Raw genomic sequence first — 16,375 nt, 5'->3', positions numbered from 1 at the left:
CGCCGGCCGCTGCCGGGACCTGCCGGTAGCCTTCTCCGCCCCTTCGAACGTATACGCCCCGGGACGGCGCGGCACCTGGAAGGGGCAGCGCGTCCCGGCCCGGTCACAGGACGGCGATCGGGTTCACCGGGGAGCCGGTGGCCGCCGGGAGCCGCAGCGGGGCGACCACGCACAGGAAGTGCCAGCGGCTCAGCTGGGCGCACACCGGTACCAGTTCCTCGAAGTTCAGGTAGTCCATGAGATGCAGCCCCATGGCGTTCACGGCCAGCACGTGCACCGGGAACGGGACCTCGGCGACCGCACCGGGGGCCGTGTCGTTGTTGCCGTCCGACCCGAGCGCGGCCACCCGCCGCTCGGCGAGGAAGGGCATCGCCGCCGGGTGCAGGCCGGCCCGCTGCTGCGCGGCGTTCCAGGCGCCGAGGCTCCGGCGCCGGCGACGGTGCCCGACGCGTACGAACAGCAGGTCGCCCGGCCCGACCGTGACGCCCTGGGCCGCCTCGGCCGCGACGAGGTCGTCGGCGGTCACGTGGTCGCCGGGCTCCAGCCACGGCACCCGGCGCAGGCGCGGGACGTCCAGCAGCACACCGCGGCCGACGATGCCGTCGCGCACCAGGTCCGTCGTGAGCGCGCCGGCCCCGTGCGGCGTCACGCTGCTCGCCGGAACACCGCCGTAGAGCTCGCCGTCGAACAGCACATGGCACAGCGCGTCGAGGTGGCTGTCCGCGTCCCCGTGCACGTTCATGGCGAACCGGTCGAGGGCGAAGTGCAGTCCCGGGGCGTCGGCCTCGCCGGGTGCCGGTGCGGTCATCCGGTGGGTGGCGGGCTGCGGGTCGTCCGGCCCCGGCGTGGTCTCGATCGGGGCGGCCAGCGATACGGTCCGGCCGGCCCGCACCCCGGTGGCGGCGGCCACCACCCGCTCGGGGGTGAGGTGGCCCAGCGCTCCGCGCCCGGGATCCGGGCCGTTCAGCGCCTGCTCACGCAGCCGGCGGTACAGGGAGCGGAAGGCCGCCCCGGACATGGGCTGCCGGGCCCCGGGCGTGCGGTCCCCGGCCCCGGGCGGCGACGTCGCGTCCTGGTGCGCACGATCCGGCACGTGAGCTCCTCCTCGTCCGGCGCGGGCCCTGGTCCCAGGGTCGGCCGCCGCCGTTCCCCCCGCATCCCGGAGCGGTCCCGCGGCGTCGTCAGCCGGCGTCCCAGCCCGGGATCGTCGGCAGGACCTTCTCGGCGACGCGGAGCAACGCCGCGTCATCGGGCATCCCCTCGTCCTGCCGCCAGACGACGACCTCGAAGGAGCCGCCGCCGTCCTTGGCGTTCCTGGCGACCTGCAGGCGGCGGGCGATGCCGCCGGGCGCGCTGTCGGCCTTGCCGGGCTTGCCACCCTCGAAGTTGAAGCGGATGGCGATGGTCCGGTCCGAGGAGAGGACCGCGGGACGCCCCAGAACCGTTCGCTTCTCCGCGGTATTGCCCAGGAGGTCGGCCGTCCGGGCAACGGAGAGGTCGTCGGAGGACGCCGAGAGCTGCACGGAGTAGGTCTTCAGCGTCACTTCCGCCTCGGGGGTGACGAACGTGGTGCCGCCGGCGAGCTTGGTCGTGCTCTCGCTGCCGTCAGCGGTCTCCGCCCGCTCCGCCGGCGTTCCGAGGAGCTCCGGCAGGTCCGCACGGTTCAGCGCCGTGCACAGCTGCGCCCCCGAAACGTGCTTGGCCGCGCCGTGCTTCGACGCGGCATGCTTCGGCGACCGGGCGTCGTCATGCGCGGGCGAGCAAGCAGCCGGCTTGCTCTCCTCCACCTCCTGCCCCGAGGCCGTCGCCATGACCCACATGCCCCCCGCGAGGCCCCCGACCAGCACCACCGCCGCGACCACCTGCGCCCCGGCGTTCATCCCCTTCTCGGGCCCGGCCTTGGATCCGGTCACGGATCCGGTCACGGACTCGGGTCCGCTCCCGGTCGCGGTTCCGGTCGCGGATCTGTCGAATTCGCCGTCCATGTCCCCCACTTCCCCCACTTCCCCCACCTGCTGATTCGCGCCGCATGCGCGCCGGGGGAGCGTAACCGGTGATCGCCGGGCCGTCACATGAGGTGCCGGCTTCGGCGCTGCCGCGGGGCCGTGCGGGCCCTCATGGTGGGACCGCGCACCCCGGTGCCCGGAACTATGGCGTCCCACCACATGGGCCACTGACCTGCGCGTTCCTACCGTGTGGCGGCACGAGCACATCCGCCGACCGCCTGGAAGTGGTGCACATGGCCCGCACAGCAACCGCTCCCCCACCACCCGCCGACCTCACGCGCATCGTCGCCGCCAGCCTGATCGGGACCACCATCGAGTGGTACGACTTCTTCCTCTACGGATCCGCCGCCGCGCTGGTCTTCAACAAGCTGTTCTTTCCCGGTTCCGATCCCCTCGTCGGGACCCTGCTGGCGTTCCTGACGTACGCGGTCGGGTTCGCCGCGCGGCCCGTCGGTGCGCTGGTCTTCGGGCACTTCGGCGACCGGCTGGGCCGGAAGAGACTGCTGGTGCTGAGCCTGCTGATGATGGGTGGTGCCACGTTCGCGATCGGGCTGCTGCCGACGCACGCCACGATCGGTACGGCGGCGCCGGTGCTGCTGACCGTGCTGCGGCTGGTCCAGGGGTTCGCGCTGGGCGGTGAGTGGGGCGGCGCGGTGCTGCTGGTGTCGGAGCACGGTGATGCGCGGCGGCGCGGGTTCTGGGCCTCGTGGCCGCAGACCGGCGCGCCCGCCGGGCAACTGCTGGCCACCGGTGTGCTCTCGCTGTTGACGGCGCTCCTGCCGGCCGCGGCGTTCGCCGCCTGGGGGTGGCGGGTACCGTTCCTGCTCTCCGGTGTGCTGGTCCTGGTCGGGCTGTGGATGCGGCTGTCGGTGGACGAATCACCCGTGTTCCGGGCGGCGTTGGAGCGTGCCGAGGCCCGCCGGGCGGAGGGGGCGGCCACCCGCGCGGAGAGGCTGCCGCTGGTCGCCGTGCTCCGGCACCACTGGCGTGAGGTGCTGATCGCGATGGGCGCGCGGATGGCCGAGAACATCTCGTACTACGTCCTCACGGCGTTCGTGCTGGTCTACGCGACCTCGCACGCCGGGGTGGCGCAGCAGACCGCGCTGAACGCGGTGCTGATCGCCTCGGCGCTGCACTTCGCGGTGATCCCCGCCTGGGGCGCGCTGTCGGACCGGATCGGGCGCCGGCCGGTCTATCTGCTGGGCGCGGCCGGCGTCGGCGCCTGGGCGTTCCCGTTCTTCGCGCTGGTGGACTCCGGCCGGTTCGGTCCGCTGCTGCTCGCGGTGGGCGTCGGGCTGTTCTTCCACGGTGCGATGTACGCGCCCCAGGCGGCCTTCTTCGCGGAGATGTTCGCGACCCGGATGCGGTATTCGGGCGCCTCGATCGGTGCCCAGTTCGCGTCGGTCGCCGCCGGTGCGCCGGCCCCGCTGATCGCGACCGCGCTGCTCGCCGACTTCGGCGGCCCGGCGCCGATCGCGCTGTACGTCGTCGCGGCCGCGCTGCTGACGCTGGTCGCGGTGGGCGCGGCCCGGGAGACCCGCAGCCGGGACCTGGCGGCGGTGGCGGAGGACGAGCCGCGGCCCGCCTCCGGGAGGACCGGCGACGGGCGGGAGATGAGGGTCTGATGTGCGGCGGGGGCGCGGCGGGCCGTGGGACGCTCCGGGAGACGGGGCAAGCTCGCCCGCCGCGCCCCCGCCGGACGTCAGGACCGCTCGGTCCTGCGCTTGATGGACTCCTTCGTGCCGCGGATGTTCTCCCCGGCGTCGTCCATGGTGTCCTTGGCCTTGCCCTTGGCCTCTTCCATCCGGCCTTCGGCCTTCAGGCGGTCGTCACCGGTGATCTTGCCGGTGGCCTGCTTGGCCTTGCCCTTCAACTTGTCCTTGGCGCCCTTGCCGGCCATGTCCAACTCCTTCGTGCGTGATCTGGGGCCCGTGGTCCGCGTACGGGCCGGGAAGCCACGGGACGTGCGGAGCACTCGCGGAATGGAGGGCTCCGCATCCAGGCTGCCGCACGCCCCACCGGCGCGCACCCGGAGCTACGGCCCGTTACTCCTCCGTTTCGCACCCGCGCCCACCGGTCCGTCCGCTGCGCCCTTACCGCTCGCTCCCCTGCTCCACGGCGGACGAGAGCTGGTGCAGCCGCAGCGCCAGCTGGAGTTCCAGGGCGCGCGCCGGGCTCTGCCAGTCGGGCCCCAGCAGCCGGCCCACCCGCTCCAGGCGCTGCGCCACGGTGTTCACGTGGACGTGCAGCTCGTCCTTGGTACGGCCGGGGCTCATCCCGCAGGCGAAGTACGCCCCCAGGGTGCGCAGCAACTCCGTCCCGCGGCGGGCGTCGTAGTCGGCGACCACGCCGAGCGTGCGGCGCACGAAGCCGTCGACGTCGCGGGTGTCGGCGAGCAGCAGTCCCAGGAAGCCGAAGTCGGCGGCGGCCGCGCCCTGACCGGCCCGGCCCAGCACCCGCAGCGCCTCCCGGCAGCGCCGGGCCTCCGCGTACGCGTCGGAGACCGCCGCGGGCCGCCCGGCGGGGGCCGGGACCGGGGCCGAGGCACCGACCGTGACCGGTACGTGGAGCGCGGCGCCCAGCCGGGCGGCGACCTCCCGTGCCCGGCCGGCCGGATCGCCGTCGGGCCCGAGCGGCAGCAGCAGGACGGCGCCGCCGTCGCGCACCGCGGCCAGCCCGTGCCGGGTGGCGGCGAGATGGGAGGCCGCCGACCACAGGCGCCGCCGGTCGCCGGCGGCGTCCTGGGCCGCGGGGGCGTCGATCCGGGCGGCCAGCACGACCTGCGGCGCGTCGAGGTCGGCGCCGACCCGGGCCGCGCGTTCCCGCAGCAGCCGGGGGTCGCGCCCGGCGGCGTCCAGGAGGTCGTCCAACAGCTCGCCGCGGACCCGCTGTTCGGCCTCGCCCGCGGTCCGGCGGGCGAGCAGCAGCAGCGAGGTGACCACGGCGGCCCGTTCCAGGGTCCGCTGGTCGACCGGGTCCAGGGCCGGGTGGCCGCGCAGGACCAGCGCGCCGAGGACCTCCCCGCCCGCCGATACGGCGGCGACCCAGTCGGCACCGTCCCGTACGGCGTGCCCGTCGGCCCGGGAACGGTCCAGTGCGTCGGCCGGGGCGTCGGCGGGTTCGGTGAACTCCACCTCGCCGTGCAGCACTTCGGCCACCGCGGCCGCGACGTCCTGCACCCCGCCGCCGCGCAGCACCAGTTCCGTCAGCCGGTCGTGGATGTCCGAGGCGCGTTCGATGACCGCGCTGCGGTCGCGGATGATCTCGTTGGCCGCCTCCAGCTCGGTCAGCGCCTTACGGGTCCCGGCGAGCAGGCGGGCGGTGTCGAGGGCGACCGCGGCGTGCGCCGCGTGGGCGGCGAGCAGGGCGATCTGGCCGGGTTCGAAGACCCGCTCACGGCGGTCGGCGGCGAAGAGCACCCCGATGACGCCGCTGCCCAGCATCAGCGGCACGCCCAGGATCGCCACCAGGCCCTCGTCGCGGACGCCGGCGTCGATGGTGCCGGTGTGCCGGAACCGCTCGTCGTGGAGGTAGCTGTCGGTCACGTACGGGCGGGCGGTCTGCGCGACCAGTCCGCCCAGTCCCTCGCCCATGCCGAGCCGCAGTTGCTGGAACCGCGCGGAGACCGAGCCGTCGGTGACCCGCATAGAGGTGTCGCCGGCGGCCGGGTCGTGGAGGGTGAGGTAGGCGACCTCGGTGCCCAGGAGGGAGCGGGCCCGGCGCACGATGGCCCGCAGCACGGCGTCCAGGTCGCGCAGCCCCGCCAGGTCGTGCGCGGTGGCGTAGAGCGCGGACAGTTCGGCCTCGCGCCGCCGGCGGCCCTCCAGCTCGGTGCGTATCCGCAGCGCCTGGCGTTTGGCCCGCTCCAGGGCGGCGAGCCGGCCGGGCGCGGCGCCTTCGGCACGGGCGCGCAGCACCGGCCGCTCGTAGTCCTCGGCGGGGGCGTCGGCGGCGAGCAGCGCGAGGAAGGGGGCCTCGGCCGGTTCGGTGGCGGGCGCGGACGAGGACGGATCGGTGGGCATGGTCACAGGGATACCTTCGGGTCGTCGCCGTGCGCCAGGGGCTCGGGGGTCCCTCCCCCTGGTGCCGCTCGGCGCCCCTGGATCGTCAGTGCGCGGTCCAGCCGCCGTCCAGGGTGAGCGAGGCCCCCGTCACGAAGGACGCCTGCGGGGTGCAGAGGTAGGCGACGGCCTCGGCGACCTCCTCCGGTTCGAGCAGCCGCTTGACGGCCGCGTCGGCGAGCAGGACGTCGGCCAGCACCCGCTCCTCGGGGATGCCGTGCGCGGCGGCCTGGTCGGCGATCTGCCGTTCGACGAGCGGGGTGCGGACATAGCCGGGGTTGACGCAGTTGCTGGTGACGCCGTGCGGGGCGCCCTCCAGCGCGGCGGTCTTCGACAGGCCCTCCAGACCGTGTTTGGCCGCCACATAGGCGGACTTGAACGGCGAGGCCCGCAGCCCGTGCACCGAGGAGATGTTGACGATCCGGCCCCACCCCCGCGCGTACATGTGGGGCAGGGCGCCGCGCAGCAATCGGAAGGGGGCCTCCAGCATCACGGTCAGCACCTGGTGGAAGACCTCGGGCGGGAACTCCTCGATGGGGCGGACGAGTTGCAGTCCGGCGTTGTTGACCAGCAGGTCGGTGCCGGCCGCGGCCCGCTCGGCGGCGTCGAGGTCGGTCAGGTCGAGGACCTGCGGCTCGATGGTGCCGCCGGAGCCCTCCGGGAGGTCCGCGGCCAGTGCGGCCAGACCGGCGGCGTCCCGGTCGACCGCCCGCACCGTGGCGCCGGCCGCCGCCAGCCGCAGGGCGCAGGCGCGTCCGATGCCGCCGGCCGCGCCGGTGACGAGGGCGGTGCGGCCGCCGAGGTCGAGGGAAACCGGGCCCGGGGTGCCGATCGTGGTCATGTCCGCACCTTAGGCACGGCCGGGCGGGGCACCGATGTGCCGCGGCACCACAGTTCGCGGGCGGAAGGTGGGGGCCGGCCACCCGGTGGGCGCGACGCGCCGGGTCACCTGATCGGCCGCCCCGGTTCGCCGCGCTCCCCCCGGGCTCCTAGCGTCGTACGACGCAGTACGCCGCCTGCACCGCCGCCACGAGGGAGTCCCACATGCGGAGGCTGATCACCGTGCCGACCGTGCTGCTCGCACTGGCCGCGGCGGGCTGCGCGGACGGGGACGACAGCGGCACCCGCTCGGCGTCGTCCACCGGCACCGGGCCCGGGCCGCAGCGCACCGGGGAGGGCTCACCGGGTGTGCCCGGCCAGCCGGTGAGCTGCGGGCGGCTGAAGGACGCGCTGGGCCAGGAGGGGGACGTCGCGCTGTACGCGGACCCGACGGCCGCGGGCACGGTGCCGTGCGCCCAGGCCCGGGACGTGATGACCGAGTTCTTCCTGCGGGCACCGCGGGAGGCCGGCGACGACCGCGGCACGCTGTCCGTACGCGGCTGGTTCTGCCACTACGAGAGCGGGCCGACCGGCACCTGGATCTCGGCCTGCAGCAAGGACAGCCGGGAGATGCACACGGAGGAGGCGGACGGCCAGGACACCGGCCCGGACGCACCCGGCGGGCCGGACGAGCCGGACGTCCCGGACGGCTCGCAGCTGCCCCCGCTTCCCGGTGATCCCTCCGCCCCGATGGACGACCCGTCGACGGAGGAGCTGTAGTCGGCACAGGGGCGGTAAGGGGGTCGTGTCTTCGGGCGGGCCCTTTCTAGACCTCGTCCATCCCGTGGAACCACGTCGGGCCGGCCGCGACGGCCCGGCGGATGCGGGTCAGTGCGTACGCGTCCAGCTCCGGCAGGGCGTCCATGGCGAACCAGCCGACCTCCAGCGACTCGTCGTCGTTGACCCTGGCCCGGCCGCCGACCGCGCGGCAGCGCAGCGTCACGTCCATGAACTGGCAGATGTCGCCGTTGGGGTACTGCGTGGGCGGCATGGTCTCGACGAGGACCACCCCCTCGGGGACGACCCGTACGGCAGTCTCCTCGTAGACCTCGCGCACCGCGGTCTGGGCGGGCTGCTCACCGGGCTCGGGGATGCCGCCGATCACCGACCAGCCGCCGGTGTCGGCCCGCTTGCCCAGCAGGACCCGCCCGTCGTCGTCGAAGACGACCGCACTCACCCCGGGCAGCCACAGCAGCTGCCGGCCGATGGAGCTCCGGAGGTCACGGATGAATTCGGGTGTTGCCATGCTCCGACCCTACGGGACGGCCCGGAGGGCTCCCCGGCCCCCAAGCGCGGCCCGCTCCGCACGCCCCCGACGCGCGCTAGGCGCCCGCCGGGCTCCCCTTGCGCGGCCGCAGCCGGCCGCGGACGGCCCGGACCGCGCCCTCGGCGTCGTCGACCGTGATGGTGAAGGTGCGCCCGTCGCCGAGCCGGAGGACCACGGCCTCCCCGCGGCGGACGACCACCGCCGTGCCCTGGTCCGGGCGCCAGCGGTAGCCCCAGCCGCCCCAGTGGCGGGGCGTGACCCGGGGCGCGAACTCGGCTCCCACGACGGTGTCGAGGGGGATCCGGCGGCGCGGCACCCCGATGTGGCCGCAGCGCACTTCCAGGCACTCCTTGTCGACCCGGACCGCGACGTGGACGAAGGCGAGCGTGCCGAACAGCACCAGCAGGCCGGCCGCGACACAGCCGACCACCGCCATCACCAGCGGCGCCAGGCCGGAGGTCCAGCTGCTGTCGACGGCCAGCTCGATGCCGAGCGCCAGACAGGCCGCCCCGATCGCGGCCAGCAGCCACTGGATCCGGTTGGTGGCGCTGCCGTGCCAGACCTCGGGGAGCTCCGCGTGCGAGCCGCCGGGCACCCGCCCCGGCCCCGCGGGCCGGCCGGTGCCGTCGGTACCGTCGTCCGTGCTGTCGTCTGCGCCGGGGGCTGCTGCCCCCTCGTGGGGGTGGTCCCTCATGAGACGCAGCGTACGCGTCTTCGCACGCTGCGGCAGGGTGTCGGACCCCCCGTTCAGCCGCTCAGCGCCCCGGCGGTGTCCGTACGGGACTGCGCCAGCAGCCGGCCCTCGGCGTAGGCGAGCGTCGCGGCGGGGAGCTCCGCCGGGCGGCCGCTGAGGAGCACGGTGAGTCCGCCGGCCGGGGTGGCCGCGGGCGCCGGCTCGGCACCGATACGGCGCAGCGCCTGGGCGGCGACCGCCTCGGCCGAGCCGTGCAGGACGAGCGCCGGGGCGCCGGGCTGCTGGAGGGCGGCGCGGATGCGTTCGGCGACCAGCTCGTAGTGGGTGCAGCCCAGGACGACGGCCCGCACGTCGCGCGGGGTGCGGCCTGCGGCGACGGCGACGGCCGCGTCGATGGCGGCCTCGTCGGCCTGCTCCACCGCGTCGGCGAGCCCGGGGCAGGCGACGCCGGTGACGTCCACGCCGCGCGCGAAGCGTTCGATCAGGTCCCGTTGGTAGGGGCTGCCGGTGGTGGCGGGGGTGGCCCAGATGGCGACCGGGCCGCCGCCGGTGGCGGCGGGCTTGATGGCCGGGACGGTGCCGATGACCGGGACGGCCGGTTCCAGTTCGGCGCGCAGCGCGGGCAGGGCGTGGACGGACGCGGTGTTGCAGGCGACGATCAGCGCGTCGGGGCGGTGCGCGGCGGCCGCCCGGGCCACCGCGAGGGCGTGCGCCGTGACGTCCTCGGGCGTGCGCGGGCCCCAGGGCATGCCGTCGGGGTCGGAGGAGAGGATCAGATCGGCGTCCGGCCGCAGTCGCCGTACGGCCGCGGCCGCCGCGAGCAGGCCGGTTCCGGAGTCCATCAGCGCGATCTTCACCCGGACACTTTACCGGGCGGCGGGTCCGACTTGTCATACCGGCCCGGCGAGCGGGTGGCCCCGGCCGGACCTGTCCCCCGGACGGGACGCGTCCGGGAGGACACGTCCGGCCCGGCCCGCGCCGGGGACGTCCGGCGGCGGGGCCGGTGCGGCAGACTGCGGCCGTGGGAGCGATGGAGTGGATCGGTGCCGGGTCGCTGCTGGCCTGGCTGTGGCTGCTGCTGGGCCAGGGTTTCTTCTGGCGGACCGACGTCCGGCTGCCGGAGCGGCGGGACCCGGACCGCTGGCCGTCGGTCGCGGTGGTGGTGCCGGCGCGGGACGAGGCCGCGGTGCTGCCGGAGAGCCTGCCCTCGCTGCTCGGCCAGAAGTACCCGGGCCGGGCGGAGGTGTTCCTGGTCGACGACGGCAGCGGCGACGGGACCGGTGCGCTGGCGCGGGAGCTGGCGGCCGCGCGGGGCGGACTGCCGCTGACGGTCACCTCGCCCGGGGAGCCGGGGCCGGGGTGGACCGGGAAACTGTGGGCCCTCCGGCACGGGATCGCGCTCGCGCGGGAGCGGACCGCACCGGACTACCTCCTGCTGACCGACGCGGACATCGCCCACGCCCCGGACAGCCTGCGGGAGTTGGTGGCGGCGGCCCGGTCGGCGGACCTGGACCTGGTGTCCCAGATGGCGCGGCTGCGGGTGGTGACGTTCTGGGAGCGGCTGATCGTGCCGGCGTTCGTGTACTTCTTCGGGCAGCTGTACCCGTTCCGGCGGGTCAACCGGCCGGGGGCGCGGACCGCGGCGGCGGCCGGCGGCTGTGTGCTGCTGCGGCGGGAGGCGGCGGAGCGGGCGGGTGTCCCGGAGGCGATCCGGCACGCGGTGATCGACGACGTGACGCTGGCGCGGGCGGTGAAGCGGTCGGGCGGCGCCGTCTGGCTGGGGCTGGCGGACCGGGTGGACAGCGTGCGGCCGTATCCGCGGCTGGCCGAGCTGTGGCGGATGGTCTCGCGCAGCGCGTACGCCCAGCTGCTGCACCGGCCGGTGCTGCTGCTCGGCACGGTCCTGGGGCTGGCCCTGGTCTATCTGGCGCCGCCGGTGGCGCTGGTGGCGGGGCTGGCCGGCGGCGGGGCGGTGCTCGCGGCGCTGGGCGGGGCGGCCTGGGCGGTGATGTGCGGGACGTACCTGCCGATGCTGCGCTACTACGGTCAGCCGCTGTGGACCGCGCCCCTGCTGCCGTTCACGGCGCTGCTCTACCTCCTGATGACGGTGGACTCGGCGGTGCAGCACTACCGGGGGCGCGGCGCGGCCTGGAAGGGCCGGACGTACGGGGCGCCGTGAGCCGCGCCCGCCGGGGTGTCGTCACTTGCTGGCCGGCGACCAGTTGAGCCCCCAGCCGTAGGCGAGGTCGACGGTGCGCTGCGGGCTGACGCCGGGCTGGGGGACGAGGTAGCGGGCCTCGCGCTGGACGACGAGCTCGCCGCCGTTGTGGGTGATCAGGGCCAGCGCGCAGACGTTGGACGGGACCGTGCAGGCGTCGAGGGTGAAGTCGACGGGGGCGCCGTGCTGCGGCTGGAGGGTGACCGTCGCGTTCAGGCCCTCGAAGGTGCGGGCGCCGGCATAGACGGTGACGAAGATCAGGATGCGCTTGATGCGCGCCTGGTGGTCGAGGTTGATGGTCATGTTCTCGCCGGCCGCGACCGCGCCGGTGCGGTCGTCGCCGTCGAGCTGGATGTACGGCGGGGCGTGCAGGGCACCGAAGTTGTGGCCCAGCGGGTGGATCACCCCGGCCGCGCCGTCGGTGAGTTCGTACAGCGCGCACAGGTCGAGATCCAGCTCGCCGGACGGGGGCAGCAGGGCGCCGCGGGCGCCCATGGCCTGCATCGCCTTGCGGCCGAGCTTCTGGGTCAGCCGCTTGCCGGCGCTGCCGCCGCTCCAGTTGAGGTTCACCCGCATCACCCCGGAGGTGCCGCCCTGCTTCGTCAACGAGACGGCGGGGGCCTCCTTCGTGAGGGTGACTTTTGTCAGACGAACGGCAGGCGACGCGGGGGCCGGCCCGGGCCGCCCCGGCGGGGGCGCCATTGACGCCGCCGGTTGACCGGCCGGCAACGGGGGCGCGAACGCCGCGGGGGGCGGCGCGACGGGGGGCGCGGGCGCCGCGGCCGGGGGCGCGGCGGGCGGTGCGGCGGGCGGCGGAACGGGCGCCGCGGTGGCGGCCGGAGCCGCGGACGGTTCCTCGACGCTGATGCCGAAGTCGGTGGCCAGACCGGCGAGTCCGCTGTCGTACCCCTGCCCGACCGCGCGGAACTTCCACGCCCCCTGGCGCCGGTAGAGCTCCCCCAGCACGAACGCGGTCTCCGTGGTGGCGTCCTGGCTGTCGAACCGGGCGAGTTCGGTGCCGTCGGCCGCGTCCAGTACGCGGATGTGGAGCCCGGGGACGCCCCCGAAGGTGCCGCCGTCGGCGGAGGCGGCCAGCACCACCTTGTCGACGGCCGGCTCCACGGCGCCGAGGGTCACCGTCAGCCCGTCCGTAGAAGCACCACCCTCGACGTGCTTGCCCTCGTGGCGCACCGCGCCGGAGGCGTGCACGGGCTGGTTGTAGAACACGAAGTCGCCGTCGTCGCGGACCTTTCCGGACGAAAGGAGGAGCGCGGAGGCGTCGACGTCCGGTGTGCCGGGGCCGGCCCGCCAGCCCAGTTCCACCCGTACCGCCGGGGCCGGGACCGGAACGTTGCCGCCTTTGGGCATCGACATGCTGCGCCTTCCTCTCGTCCGCCGTGCCGCGTGCGCGGTGGCACCCGTGGCACCCCACCCACGCGACCTCCCTCAACCTAACGTGCCCCGGACCGCGCCGAACGTCCGTCGTTCACCCGCGAGAAGCGAGGTCTTTACACGATTCCAACGGGCGATCGCGACCGATTTTCCCAAGTTCGCTCGCATTGGGGATCCATGGCCACTCCGCACACGTAAAACAACCTTCTTTTCAGGCTCCCCAATCGACACATCGTGGGCTTAACTTATGACGCATGACCTCCCCCCGCTCTACCTACGGCGGCGGCTACTACGCTTCGCCTTCCTTCCCCGACACCCCGATCTACGACAGCCTCGTCGCCGAGCGCGGCACGCCGCAGATCGCGCCGATCAGGGTGAACCCGTCGCCCTACGACACGGGCTCGTCGTATTTGCCGGCGCTGCCCTCGGCGCTGCCGGCACTTCCGGCCGCTCCGTCCCACTCCTCGCCCGCGCAGGGCTACCCGGCTGCCTCCGCGCATCCGGTCGCCCCTCTGCAGCAGGCGCCGGCGCCCTACATCCCCCAGCAGGCGGGGGCCCGCGGCGGCTACCAGCCGCAGCAGGCGCCGCAACCCCAGCGCCCGGCCCCGGGCACGGGCTACGAGGCCATGCGGCCGGCCGCTCCGGTCGCGCCCCGGCCGGCCCCGACGTACGACGATCCGTACGGCCGGCAGTATCCGCGCGGGTACTGACCCGGTCACCGGATCCGCTGTCGGAGGTGCCTGGCAGGATGGAACGCATGCTCAAGCCTGCGCTCCAGTCGATCCATCTCTATCCGGTCAAATCCATTGCGGGGTCCGGTCCCGGCGAGGCGGTCGTGGAGCCGTGGGGGCTCGCCGGGGACCGACGGTGGCTGTTGGTGGACGCCGAGCGCCGGCAGATCACCCAGCGTCAGCAGCCGACGCTGGCGTTGGCGCATGCCGAGGGGCTGCCGGGCGGCGGCCTGCGCCTGACCGCTCCCGGCCAGGAGCCGCTGACGGTGGAGGTGCCCGAGTACACCGGGACCCTCCCGGTGGAGGTCTGGCGGGACGTGGTCGAGGCGGTGCCGGCGGGCACCGCCGCCGCGGAGTGGTTCAGCGCGTATCTGGGCGTCGAGTGCCGGCTGATGTACCTCGACCTCCCGGAGAAGCGCCGGCCGGTCGATCCGGAGTACTCCGGGCCCGGGGACACGGTCAGCTTCGCGGACGGCTTCCCGCTGCTGCTGACCACGACTTCCTCGCTCGACGCCCTCAACTCCCTCATCGCGCAGGGCGACCACGCCGACGAGGGCCCCCTGCCCATGAACCGTTTCCGGCCCAATGTGGTGGTGGACGGCACGGCCCCCTGGGCGGAGGACGACTGGCGCCGGGTCCGGATCGGCGAGGTGGTCTTCGAGGTCGTCAAGCCCTGCTCCCGCTGTGTCGTCACGACCACCGACCAGCTCACCGCGGAGCGCGGCAAGGAACCGCTGCGTACCCTCGCCCGGCACCGCCGCTTCGGTGACCGTCTGGTCTTCGGCCAGAACCTGATACCCCGCGGGGTCGGCACGATCTGCGTCGGCGACCCGTTCGAGATACTCGGCTGACGGGTCGGCGCGGCCCCCGCCCGGCCGCGCCCGCCGCCGGCGGAGCGCGACGGGAGGACGAAGAACTGCGTGTCGATGCCTGCGAACGCCCCTTGGAGCGACCCTCTCCTTCCCGTCCAGCAGCTGCGCCCCGGGGACCATGCCTTGGTGAGTTACGGCAATGACGAGGTGCGCTGGGACGTGGTCACGGCGTTCGTACGGCTCGGGCTGGCCCGCGGCGAGAAGGTCCTGGTGCTGCCCTGCCCCGACGTGCCCGAGGAAGAGGTGCCGGCCCGCATCGACTTCCCCAGCCGCAGCACGCTGCGGGCCCGCGAGCGCCGCCAGTTGGTGGTGAGCAGCATGCGCGAGGTGATCCGCCCCGACGCGGAGTTCACCGCCGCCCGCCAGAGGGGCCGGCTGGCTGCCGAGACGGACCGGGCGACGGCCGGGGGGTACGCGGGACTGCGGGCGTTCATCGACATGGGCTGGGTGCGCGCGCTCGGCGCCGGCGTCGAGGCGATGATGCACCGCGAGACCGGCGCCGAGGCGCTGTTCACCGGCCGGCCGTACAGCGAGATCTGCGCCTACGACCGCCGCCGGTTCGACCGCGCGGTGCTCACCGCCATGGAACGGTCGCATCCGCGCGCGCTGCTGGAGCGGCTGGGCAGCCTGCGCCGGGAGCGCGAGCCGGACGGCGCGCTGCGCTTCGTCGGTGAGGCGGACGCCGCCCAGCAGGACGCCTTCACCCGGGCGCTGCGGATCGCGCCGGCGCACACCGCACCCGCCCGGCGGCTGACGGTGGATCTGACCGGGCTGCACTTCCTGTCGGTGAGCTGCGCCGTCGGCCTGCTCATATCGGTCCGCGGCGCCGTGGGCCACGATGTGGTCGAGGTGCGCTGCGACGGCGGGCAGCGCCGGATGCTGAGCCGGATGGGCGGCGAGGAGTTGCCGCGGCTGGTGTGGGAGGAGGTGGTACGGCCGTGGTGAACGCGGATCCGGCGGACCCGACCGAGGGGTCCGGCCGCCGGCTGCTCCAGCGGCGGTTCACCGCCCGGCTGCTGCCGCAGTTGCGGCTGCTGGTCGAGGAATGCGCCGCCCGGGAGGGCCTGTGCGAGCCCCGGCGGGGCGAATTCGTGCTCGCCGTCGACGAGATCGCGGGCAACGCCGTGGAGCACGCGGGCGGCTCCGGACGGCTGGTGCTGCGCCGGATCGGCGACGAACTGGAGTGCCGGATCAGCGATACCGGCCCCGGGTTCAGCGAGGCGGTGATCCCCGAGCTGCTGCCCGGTCTGGACGGCGCACCGAAGGGGCGCGGGCTGTGGCTGGCGCGCCTGGTGGCGGACCGGTTCTCGGTCGCCTCGGGCCCGGCCGGGACGGGCATGCCGGGGGCCGAGGTGACCCTGGCCGTCCGTCTGCGCTGACCCCGCCGGCGCCGTACGGCGGGCCCGTGCCGCACGGCCGAACCTCCCTTCCGCCCGCGGCCGGGCATCGTGCGCCGGGGGCGTGAGGTAGCTCTCTCTTCGCACAACCCTCGCGTGGACCGCCCCTGATGCGGTATTCAACGGACACGAGAGGGGGCGACGATGCGCGCGATGACAGGAGTCTGGCGCTGGCGGCGCAATCCGCTGCGCCGCCGCACGGACCGGATCGAGGCCTGGGCGGCCCTCACAGCCGCGCTCCTGATCGTGCTCGCGGCGCCCCTGGCGGGCTGGTTCACCGGCCGGGCCGCGCACGGCGCCCTGCTGGAGACCGTACGGCTGCAGCACCAGCAGCGGCATCTGGTCCGGGTCAGCGTCGACCGGCTGGTCTCCCGCGCCCCGCTCGACCCCGATCCGGAGACGTCGTCGCAGCGCGATGCGCACCTCCGGGTCATCGCCCGCTGGACGGCCGTCGACGGCAGTGGGCACATCGGGCAGATCGCGGCGCCGCATCCGGTGGAGCCCGGCGGCGGGTTCCGGATCTGGACGGACGGCCGTGGCCGGGTGATGCCGCGCCCGATGGACGTCAGCACGGCCGGTACGCATGCGGTGCTGGCCGGTCTGGGCACCGCCGCCGCGGCCGGCGGACTGATCGAGGCCGGCCGGCGGCTGGTCGTCGGGCGGCTGATGGCGCGTCGCTTCCGCCGGTGGGACCAGGAGTGGGAGCGCGCGGGCCAGACCTGGGGCCGGGCGGACGCCGGTAGTTGAGGCTTCCGGCCCCGGCGGCTGACCAGCAGCTGACCGTGTCAACTGCCGCCCTCCGGGCGCGCTACGGTGGGGGCGCCAGCCTCCCGGCTGGGGCCCGGCGGACCCGAATGC

General features: G+C 75.0%; 17 protein-coding genes. 8 read left to right on the top strand and 9 right to left on the bottom strand.

Annotated features, from left to right (window positions below):
• Positions 1 to 103: 103 nt before the first annotated feature.
• Both ACZ7MX_RS10810 and ACZ7MX_RS10805 read right to left on the bottom strand, forming a co-directional pair.
• On the bottom strand, positions 104 to 1,018 hold the full coding sequence (locus ACZ7MX_RS10810) for a cyclase family protein (RefSeq protein WP_472131376.1): 915 nt from the start codon (positions 1,016 to 1,018) through the stop codon (positions 104 to 106).
• A gap of 163 nt (positions 1,019 to 1,181) precedes the next feature.
• Positions 1,182 to 1,925, bottom strand: coding sequence for a DUF6215 domain-containing protein (locus tag ACZ7MX_RS10805; RefSeq protein WP_472131211.1), 744 nt, complete (start codon positions 1,923 to 1,925; stop codon positions 1,182 to 1,184).
• 314 nt (positions 1,926 to 2,239) lie between these two features.
• On the opposite strand from ACZ7MX_RS10805, the gene ACZ7MX_RS10800 reads away from it, so the two are divergent.
• Entirely contained in the window at positions 2,240 to 3,631 is a 1,392-nt protein-coding gene (locus ACZ7MX_RS10800; RefSeq protein WP_472131210.1) for an MFS transporter, read from the top strand.
• Between the two features lie 77 nt (positions 3,632 to 3,708).
• Here ACZ7MX_RS10800 and ACZ7MX_RS10795 read toward each other — a convergent pair whose 3' ends face one another.
• The 3 genes from ACZ7MX_RS10795 to ACZ7MX_RS10785 all read right to left on the bottom strand — a co-directional run bounded on the left by ACZ7MX_RS10795 (position 3,709) and on the right by ACZ7MX_RS10785 (position 6,908).
• Positions 3,709 to 3,906 (bottom strand): CsbD family protein, encoded by a 198-nt coding sequence (locus ACZ7MX_RS10795; protein ID WP_351532559.1) that lies wholly within the window; start codon positions 3,904 to 3,906, stop codon positions 3,709 to 3,711.
• 193 nt (positions 3,907 to 4,099) lie between these two features.
• Positions 4,100 to 6,028, bottom strand: coding sequence for a helix-turn-helix domain-containing protein (locus ACZ7MX_RS10790; RefSeq protein WP_472131209.1), 1,929 nt, complete (start codon positions 6,026 to 6,028; stop codon positions 4,100 to 4,102).
• An 85-nt stretch (positions 6,029 to 6,113) separates the two neighbouring features.
• Positions 6,114 to 6,908, bottom strand: coding sequence for a 3-hydroxybutyrate dehydrogenase (locus tag ACZ7MX_RS10785; RefSeq protein ID WP_472131208.1), 795 nt, complete (start codon positions 6,906 to 6,908; stop codon positions 6,114 to 6,116).
• A 203-nt stretch (positions 6,909 to 7,111) separates the two neighbouring features.
• On the opposite strand from ACZ7MX_RS10785, the gene ACZ7MX_RS10780 reads away from it, so the two are divergent.
• Positions 7,112 to 7,666: a hypothetical protein gene (locus ACZ7MX_RS10780; protein ID WP_472131207.1), complete on the top strand. Its 555-nt coding sequence runs from the start codon at positions 7,112 to 7,114 to the stop codon at positions 7,664 to 7,666.
• 46 nt (positions 7,667 to 7,712) lie between these two features.
• Here ACZ7MX_RS10780 and ACZ7MX_RS10775 read toward each other — a convergent pair whose 3' ends face one another.
• The 3 genes from ACZ7MX_RS10775 to ACZ7MX_RS10765 form a co-directional block, all read right to left on the bottom strand.
• Positions 7,713 to 8,192: an NUDIX hydrolase gene (locus ACZ7MX_RS10775; RefSeq protein WP_472131206.1), complete on the bottom strand. Its 480-nt coding sequence runs from the start codon at positions 8,190 to 8,192 to the stop codon at positions 7,713 to 7,715.
• A gap of 76 nt (positions 8,193 to 8,268) precedes the next feature.
• Positions 8,269 to 8,907: a hypothetical protein gene (locus ACZ7MX_RS10770; RefSeq protein ID WP_472131205.1), complete on the bottom strand. Its 639-nt coding sequence runs from the start codon at positions 8,905 to 8,907 to the stop codon at positions 8,269 to 8,271.
• Between the two features lie 53 nt (positions 8,908 to 8,960).
• Complete coding sequence (locus ACZ7MX_RS10765) at positions 8,961 to 9,764, bottom strand: glutamate racemase (RefSeq protein WP_472131204.1); 804 nt, start codon at positions 9,762 to 9,764, stop codon at positions 8,961 to 8,963.
• Positions 9,765 to 9,937: 173 nt separating this feature from the next.
• Here ACZ7MX_RS10765 and ACZ7MX_RS10760 point away from each other — a divergent pair, with 173 nt between their 5' ends.
• Positions 9,938 to 11,086 (top strand): glycosyltransferase, encoded by a 1,149-nt coding sequence (locus ACZ7MX_RS10760; RefSeq protein WP_472131375.1) that lies wholly within the window; start codon positions 9,938 to 9,940, stop codon positions 11,084 to 11,086.
• Positions 11,087 to 11,107: 21 nt separating this feature from the next.
• Here the strand turns inward: ACZ7MX_RS10760 and ACZ7MX_RS10755 are convergent, their stop codons facing one another.
• A complete protein-coding gene (locus tag ACZ7MX_RS10755; RefSeq protein ID WP_472131203.1) occupies positions 11,108 to 12,499 on the bottom strand; it encodes a TerD family protein in 1,392 nt (463 codons plus the stop codon).
• A 272-nt stretch (positions 12,500 to 12,771) separates the two neighbouring features.
• Between ACZ7MX_RS10755 and ACZ7MX_RS10750 the strand changes: the two genes are divergently transcribed.
• From ACZ7MX_RS10750 to ACZ7MX_RS10730, 5 genes are all read left to right on the top strand, one after another.
• Positions 12,772 to 13,227: a DUF6643 family protein gene (locus tag ACZ7MX_RS10750; RefSeq protein WP_472131202.1), complete on the top strand. Its 456-nt coding sequence runs from the start codon at positions 12,772 to 12,774 to the stop codon at positions 13,225 to 13,227.
• A gap of 47 nt (positions 13,228 to 13,274) precedes the next feature.
• Positions 13,275 to 14,099, top strand: a complete 825-nt coding sequence (locus tag ACZ7MX_RS10745) for an MOSC domain-containing protein (protein ID WP_472131201.1) — start codon at positions 13,275 to 13,277, stop codon at positions 14,097 to 14,099.
• A gap of 147 nt (positions 14,100 to 14,246) precedes the next feature.
• Positions 14,247 to 15,065, top strand: coding sequence for an MEDS domain-containing protein (locus tag ACZ7MX_RS10740; protein WP_472131200.1), 819 nt, complete (start codon positions 14,247 to 14,249; stop codon positions 15,063 to 15,065).
• On the top strand, positions 15,059 to 15,499 hold the full coding sequence (locus tag ACZ7MX_RS10735) for an ATP-binding protein (protein ID WP_472131199.1): 441 nt from the start codon (positions 15,059 to 15,061) through the stop codon (positions 15,497 to 15,499). Before ACZ7MX_RS10740 ends, ACZ7MX_RS10735 begins: the two co-directional genes overlap by 7 nt.
• A gap of 162 nt (positions 15,500 to 15,661) precedes the next feature.
• A complete protein-coding gene (locus ACZ7MX_RS10730; RefSeq protein ID WP_472131198.1) occupies positions 15,662 to 16,264 on the top strand; it encodes an Rv1733c family protein in 603 nt (200 codons plus the stop codon).
• The last annotated feature ends 111 nt before the right edge of the window (positions 16,265 to 16,375 follow it).

It is taken from the genome of Streptomyces sp. NPDC107765, assembly GCF_055657085.1.
The sequence above is the reverse complement of the archived record's forward strand: the minus strand, read 5'-3'. Positions and strand labels throughout refer to the sequence as shown.